The sequence below is a fragment of the Rhizobium giardinii bv. giardinii H152 genome (assembly GCF_000379605.1).
GTDB classification, from domain to species: domain Bacteria; phylum Pseudomonadota; class Alphaproteobacteria; order Rhizobiales; family Rhizobiaceae; genus Pararhizobium; species Pararhizobium giardinii.
The window spans coordinates 67,410-73,409 of record NZ_KB902683.1 but is presented as its reverse complement, the minus strand read 5'-3'; the positions used below and the strand labels follow the sequence as shown (position 1 = coordinate 73,409).

Below are 6,000 nucleotides of genomic sequence, written 5' to 3'. Positions count from 1 at the left end.
GGATTGAACGAAGCCGCTTGCGCGGCATTTGGAGCGCGGATTTGCATAATACGCTTCTGATTTGAAGGATTGGGCTGTTTCAGCCCAACCTTTGAACAGGAGATGACGATGACAGAGATGAGCCCGCTACGCCGGCGCATGATCGATGACATGACGATCCGCAATCTTTCGCCAGCGACGCAACGATCGTATTTGCATGCGGTGACGAAGTTTTCTCGCTATTTCGGCCGTTCGCCAGACCGCCTTGGACTGGAAGACGTGCGTGCCTTTCAGGTGCATCTGGTATCATCGGGCCTATCGTGGCCGGCCTTGAACCAGACGGTCTGCGCTCTGCGGTTCTTCTTTGGCGTCACGCTCGGTCATGCCGAGATACCGGAACGCATTGCCTATGCCCGGACCCCCGCCAAGCTGCCGACGATCCTCAACGGCGACGAGATCGTGCGGTTTCTGGAAGCGGTTCCGAGCCTGAGGACCCGCACCGCGCTGACGACGGCCTATGCAGCGGGGCTGCGTGCCTCGGAAGCTGTCCATCTCAAGGTCCGCGACATTGATGGCGAACGCGGCATCATCCGCGTCGAGCATGGCAAGGGCGGCAAGGATCGCAACGTCATGCTGTCAGCGCAGTTGCTCGCGATCCTGCGGGTCTATTGGCGGCTGGCGAGACCCGAGGTCTGGCTGTTTCCGGGTCGGGACAAGACCAAGCCCATCGATGTTCAGGTTCTGTATTCTGCCTGCCGCTCGGCGTGCACTGCTGCCGGCATCGATAAGAGAGTGACGGTGCATACGCTGCGCCATAGCTTTGCTACCCATCTTCTGGAAAGCGGAACCGACATCCGCATCATCCAGGTATTGCTTGGCCATAATAATCTGTCCACCACGGCACGCTACACGAAGGTGTCAAACACCTTGATCCGCAGCACGACCAGCCCAATAGACCGGCTGGCGCTGGAGGTGGTGCCGCCGGGTTGATTGCCTCGACATGGCGGCGGGGCCAGAGGTGGCGGACATCTTTCGCCGCCACGCAGAACGATATCGTCAAACACACGGCGCTCATCTCGGGCGTGTCGAACGCCGGGTCATAAGCGCGATCGAGATGTGCCGGACCGCTCGCCTCGGCGGGCATGTCCAGCAATGCCAGGACTGCGAGGCGATCCGTATCGCCTATAATTCCTGCCGCAACCGGCATTGTCCAAAGTGCCAGGGACAGGCGAGCCGTGACTGGCTTGCTGCACGGCAGGCCGACCTTCTGCCTGTCGGCTATTTCCACGTCGTATTCACCGTGCCGCAGCAGATCGCCGAGATCGCCTTCCAGAACAAGGAACAGGTCTATACGATCCTGTTTCACGCCGTCGCCGAGACACTGCGCAAGCTTGCTGCCGATCCCAGGCATCTGGGCGCAGAGATCGGCTTCATTGCGGTGCTGCACTCCTGGGGCCAGAACCTCCATTATCACCCGCATATCCATTGCATCGTGCCGGGTGGAGGTCTGTCGCTCGACCAGTCCCGTTGGGTTGCCTGCCGGCAGAGCTTCTTCCTGTCCGTGAGGGTTCTGTCACGCCTGTTCCGGCGTTTGTTTCTCGAAGAACTGAAGCAGGCCTATGATCTGGGCCAACTTCGGTTCTTCGGCGATATCGCCAACCTGGCCGATCCGGTCGCCTTCAATCGAACCCTTAAAGCAGCGCGTCGCATCGACTGGGTGGTCTATGCCAAGCCGCCATTTGCCGGACCCCGACAGGTGCTGGCCTATCTTGGCCGCTACACCCATCGCATTGCCATCTCCAATTCCCGCCTCGTCAGCATCGATGGAGATCGCGTCTCATTCCGATGGAAGGACTATCGAACGGGCGGCAGGCAAAAGGTGATGATACTCGATGCCCACGAGTTCATCCGCCGTTTCCTGCTTCACACCGTTCCGGACGGCTTTCACCGCATTCGTCATTACGGACTGCTGGCCAACGGCCATCGGCAATTGAAGCTGGACCAGTGCCGAAGCCTGCTCAACGTCCCACCGCCGGAACAGCCGGCCAAAGAACCGGACGCAAAGCCACCACCTTTGGCGCACTGCTGCCCCTGTTGTGGTGGAGCCATGACGATCATCGGCGCGTGGATCCCGACCCAGCCGGTCTGCCGGCCGTCATGGAACAACAGCTCATGATCAGATCAGGCGGCATCGTTGCAACGATCAGCGTCGCCATGCCGAGGGCGCGAGGCAAGTGTTTTGGCAAATCGTGCCTGAGCGACGGAGAGCGGAACACCACCAAGGGTTCCATCGACGCAAACCAGCCGACGGGAGCGTCGAAGACACTGCAATGATCGCCAACAATCTCCTACCAAACCTGTCCACGCGTTCCGGCAAGGCTCGATCTTCCCAAACGCCATCCGCCGCTTCGGCTAAATCCCCATAGCGCCAAACAACCCGCGCCTTCGCTCAATCCGGCTTCAATGAGGTCCGATCAGCGAATGCCGCACGCATAGCGCACGGACCTCACAGAACCCTCCAGATTCCCAAATCACTTAATCGCTGATTCATAGGACACCGTGTTGAGCACGGGGGCCGGTGATGGCGGTGAAGCGGTATGAGTTGAACGAGGCGCAATGGTCGAGAATTGCGCCCTTTTTGCCCGGCAAGGCGGGTGATCCGGGCCGGACCGGAACCGACAACCGGTTGTTCGTGAACGGATGTTTGTGGATCCTCCGCTCTGGCGCACATTGGCGGGATCTACCGGAGCGGTATGGCAAATGGAAAACAGTCCATCGCCGGTTCAGCCGCTGGTGCCATGCTGGCGTATGGGAACGGGTCTTTGATGCGCTGACGGCCGACCGGGACAATCAGTACCTGATGATCGACAGCACCATCGTGCGCGCCCATCAACGGGCGGCGAGCGGAAAAGGGGGGCCAAGGATCAGGCGCTGGGGCGTTCCAGAGGTGGACTGACGACCAAGATCCACATGCTGGCCGATGCGCTCGGCCGCCCCTTGCGCTTTATCGTGACGGCTGGCCAGGTTGGTGACATCACGCAGGCTCCGGCGCTTCTCGACGGACAGGTGGGCAAGGCCATGCTCGCCGATAAAGCCTATGACAGCAATGCCTTGCGGGCGACGATCAAGGCCATGGATGCCGAGGCGGTCATCCCCTCGAACCGCACCCGCAAGATCATCATCCCGCACGATCCAATCGTCTACAAGCATCGAAACCGTATCGAGCGGTGCTTCAATCGCCTCAAACACTTCCGCCGTTTCGCCACCCGCTACGAACGCAGGATCATTCACTTCACCGGATTAATCCATCTCGCCACCATCATGATCTGGATAGGATGAATGTCGATCGGTCCTAACCCATGCGCCAAACGCCCTCTCTGGAAGAATGGATTTTGCGCGCGCGAGGTAGCCGCCGAGTTCGAGGGCCTGCTCGGTCGTTCGGCGTCCGAGCGACAGGATGCCTTCGCCGAGTGCTTTCAGTTCGCCTTCCTGCTCCGGGCTGATCTCGTCAGCGTCGGTCGCGGCCTTAGCCGCCAGCTTGGCAGTGATCTTCTTTTGCGTGTATTTTGCCATGTCTTCGTATCTCCATGTTTCATCCGGTCTTCAGTAGCGACCGTGAGATAATGATGACATGAAATTTCGAAAGCCGTTACAACCGACACTGTCAACACATTGAAAAACAATAGTAAACCGGAAAGTTTCCGAATTTATTCCCATTTTGAGACGGAAATTATTCAATGAATCCGGTACGCGGTTTTTCTGAAATAATTTCCAATCAAGGAATGCCTAATGCACTATATAGTTGCGGTTGGCGTTCTTGAGTATGGCGCTGACGCCTCCGCTGGCCAGTTAGCACGTCCCAAATGCCGTGTTTGCGATTGATCGCGAGACCTTTTCATCGACAACGACCAAGCAACCTGTTTTTCACCGCTGCTCCGGAAAATCCGGTTCCACCCCAGCACGCACGGAATAGCTTTTGGGAGCCAACAAGATCAGTCCACCCTCTGTCTTGTCTCCAATCGACGTCAAAGCTCGGGGCAGGGCGATACGGGCTACCCGCCAGCCTGTCGTCCGATCCGCTGGCACCTCTTGCGAATGACAAGCAGGATGTTCGCTCCAAAATCTCGATGAAAGGAGGGATTGTGCTCTGTCTCCCCCAGTGCCTCTTCGAGCTTTGAGGCAACCCTGTCGGAGAGCTCCCGTACCCGTCTTGTCACTACCGCAGGGCTCAGGCCGACGGCCGATGCGAATTCCCGCCAGTCATTGCCGTTAAGTTCGTTGGCATTGCTCTTTTTGGCGATCTGTTGCGGGAGGGACTGGTCAACCTGTTTGTAGACTGCCGCGCACATCAGGTCGTAGAGCGGCGCGAGTTTGGCTGTTCCGGCGGCACCGACGAGAACGGAATAGTTCTTGGCGTGGGAGTCTGAGTTGCAAATCAAAACGTTGAAAATGACAGCGTCGAGCAGCTTCAGTCTTTCGGCGGGGGAAACGTAACGCGCCAGCGCGCCAAACAGCTGTACAAGCGATGCGCCGCCCCACTGGCCAAGTCCCGTCCGCTCGTATTTTTCCGACGGGAACAGGCCGAGCAGCTGGCAGAAATCTTCCTGATGGACACGGCGGATGGTTCCTTGAGCGTCGGCGATGCGGTCATAGCGCTTGACCAGCAGGTAGTCTCGTTTGCCCGCTTTACCAGTCGTCACCTCGGCTGCCTCCAGTTCGCATAGCTTGGCGAGGGTCATGCAGAAGGCTTCATTCTGAACACTGCAGGTTAGGCGTCTGATGTCGGGCTTCAGAATATGCGTGGATGGCGTGCCATCGACGGGAATGGCGATGTTACCATCTTCAGCAAGGTAGACCGGGAGTTTATCCTGCACTCCGGCGAGCGACATCGATACGCCCTGCTCTCCGACCAGGAAGGGTCGCTCGGGCAGTTCATTTAAAATCCGCTCAAGCGCTGCCTCGTCCGGCACGACGCGGAAATTATTTCCGTCTCGGCGCGGCTCCCCGATCGAAAAGGCTCCGGCGGTATCGCGGCCAAGACGCGTGAGAAGACCGACAATGTCCTGAGGCGAGACCTTCAACTGCTGACCGATCTCGGAGAGGTGTGTTTCCGGAAGAAGATTGGCAAGCCAGGGCATAACCTGCTCAGCACTGTGTGTACCGGATCGCAAGGGCATGGTCAGCGAGATCGGGAAGGCCGAAGCGCGTTGTTCCCAGCTTGGTTCATAGGCGAGCGAAATCCCATCGCGGTCGATGAGATTGGCAACGGGCAAGGTCTCGTAGAAGATCGTGGTCACGGCGACGCCTGATCAGGAGAAACGGGGCAGATAGCCGAGATCGTCATCGGCTTCCGTGGCAGCAGGCGGTGCTGCGGATTTCAGGTCGCCGAGATCGATGCCGACCGTTCGGGCCGCAATGAGGGATTTCTCGAGTTGGCAGCTGGGCTTGCCGTTCTCCAGATCGACGATGAAACGTTCACCCGTCCCGCAGCGCTCCGCAAGCTGGGTTTGTGTCCAGCCCTGCTTCTTCCTGTATTCTCGAACAAGTGCGCCGAACTCCGCGGCCGAACGGATCATGATACACTCTCCCTATTGAAGCTTACCGTACAGGAAGAATTTTTAAGAATCCATGAAAACTTACCGAAGAGGAAGGAATCACGTCCATCTGGGAAATCATCCCGATCGGGAAGGCTAAAATCCTGGACTTGATCGCCACCGAACTTTTGTTAAGCTGAACGCGGATGGAGGCGAGACGATTTGCTCACCTGGAGTTTTACACGAACTCGTCAGCGAAATGTCAATTAGGCACTCGTACCGTTCAAAGACTGCGGAGTGACGTAGATTTACGTCGTCTTGTGCGAGGAACATCCTCCCAACTGAGGGGTGGCCGCTTTCACGGCCATTGCACGTCCGCTTCAGCAATGAAGCAAAGGACGTGGACTCATGTCAACGACCGTTGGAGATCACATGGCTGCGATCCGGTCGCGATCAGTATCGTGCGGTCGCTGTCTGGAGGCGCGCC

The 6,000-nt window shown here is 58.1% G+C and carries 6 protein-coding genes; 3 read left to right on the top strand and 3 right to left on the bottom strand.

Annotation, left to right across the window (positions count from 1 at the left end; translation table 11 throughout):
* The first annotated feature begins 108 nt into the window (after positions 1–108).
* From A3AY_RS0119530 to A3AY_RS37975, 3 genes are all read left to right on the top strand, one after another.
* A complete protein-coding gene (locus A3AY_RS0119530; protein WP_018327356.1) occupies positions 109–969 on the top strand; it encodes a tyrosine-type recombinase/integrase in 861 nt (286 codons plus the stop codon).
* A 10-nt stretch (positions 970–979) separates the two neighbouring features.
* Positions 980–2,155, top strand: a complete 1,176-nt coding sequence (locus A3AY_RS0119525; RefSeq protein ID WP_018327355.1) for an IS91 family transposase — start codon at positions 980–982, stop codon at positions 2,153–2,155.
* A 405-nt stretch (positions 2,156–2,560) separates the two neighbouring features.
* Positions 2,561–3,318 (top strand): IS5 family transposase gene (locus A3AY_RS37975; RefSeq protein WP_210312654.1). Its coding sequence is split into 2 segments (ribosomal slippage): positions 2,561–2,903 and positions 2,903–3,318, totalling 759 coding nucleotides; the frame shifts between segments, so codons are not numbered across the junction.
* Here A3AY_RS37975 and A3AY_RS0119505 read toward each other — a convergent pair.
* The 3 genes from A3AY_RS0119505 to A3AY_RS0119495 all read right to left on the bottom strand — a co-directional run bounded on the left by A3AY_RS0119505 (position 3,280) and on the right by A3AY_RS0119495 (position 5,555).
* The gene (locus A3AY_RS0119505) at positions 3,280–3,552 is read right to left on the bottom strand and encodes a hypothetical protein (RefSeq protein WP_018327351.1); all 273 of its coding nucleotides are present in this window, start codon (positions 3,550–3,552) and stop codon (positions 3,280–3,282) included. The two genes, A3AY_RS37975 and A3AY_RS0119505, sit on opposite strands and share 39 nt — an antisense overlap.
* Positions 3,553–4,031: 479 nt before the next feature.
* Entirely contained in the window at positions 4,032–5,276 is a 1,245-nt protein-coding gene (locus tag A3AY_RS0119500; protein WP_018327350.1) for a type II toxin-antitoxin system HipA family toxin, read from the bottom strand.
* A 12-nt stretch (positions 5,277–5,288) separates the two neighbouring features.
* Complete coding sequence (locus tag A3AY_RS0119495; protein ID WP_018327349.1) at positions 5,289–5,555, bottom strand: helix-turn-helix transcriptional regulator; 267 nt, start codon at positions 5,553–5,555, stop codon at positions 5,289–5,291.
* Positions 5,556–6,000: the final 445 nt, after the last annotated feature.

Coding starts and splice junctions, on each gene's coding strand:
- A3AY_RS0119530 (WP_018327356.1), top strand. CDS start 109: ATGACAGAGATGAGCCCGCTACGCCGGCGCATGATCGATGACATGACG.
- A3AY_RS0119525 (WP_018327355.1), top strand. CDS start 980: ATGGCGGCGGGGCCAGAGGTGGCGGACATCTTTCGCCGCCACGCAGAA.
- A3AY_RS0119505 (WP_018327351.1), bottom strand. CDS start 3,552: ATGGCAAAATACACGCAAAAGAAGATCACTGCCAAGCTGGCGGCTAAG.
- A3AY_RS0119495 (WP_018327349.1), bottom strand. CDS start 5,555: ATGATCCGTTCGGCCGCGGAGTTCGGCGCACTTGTTCGAGAATACAGG.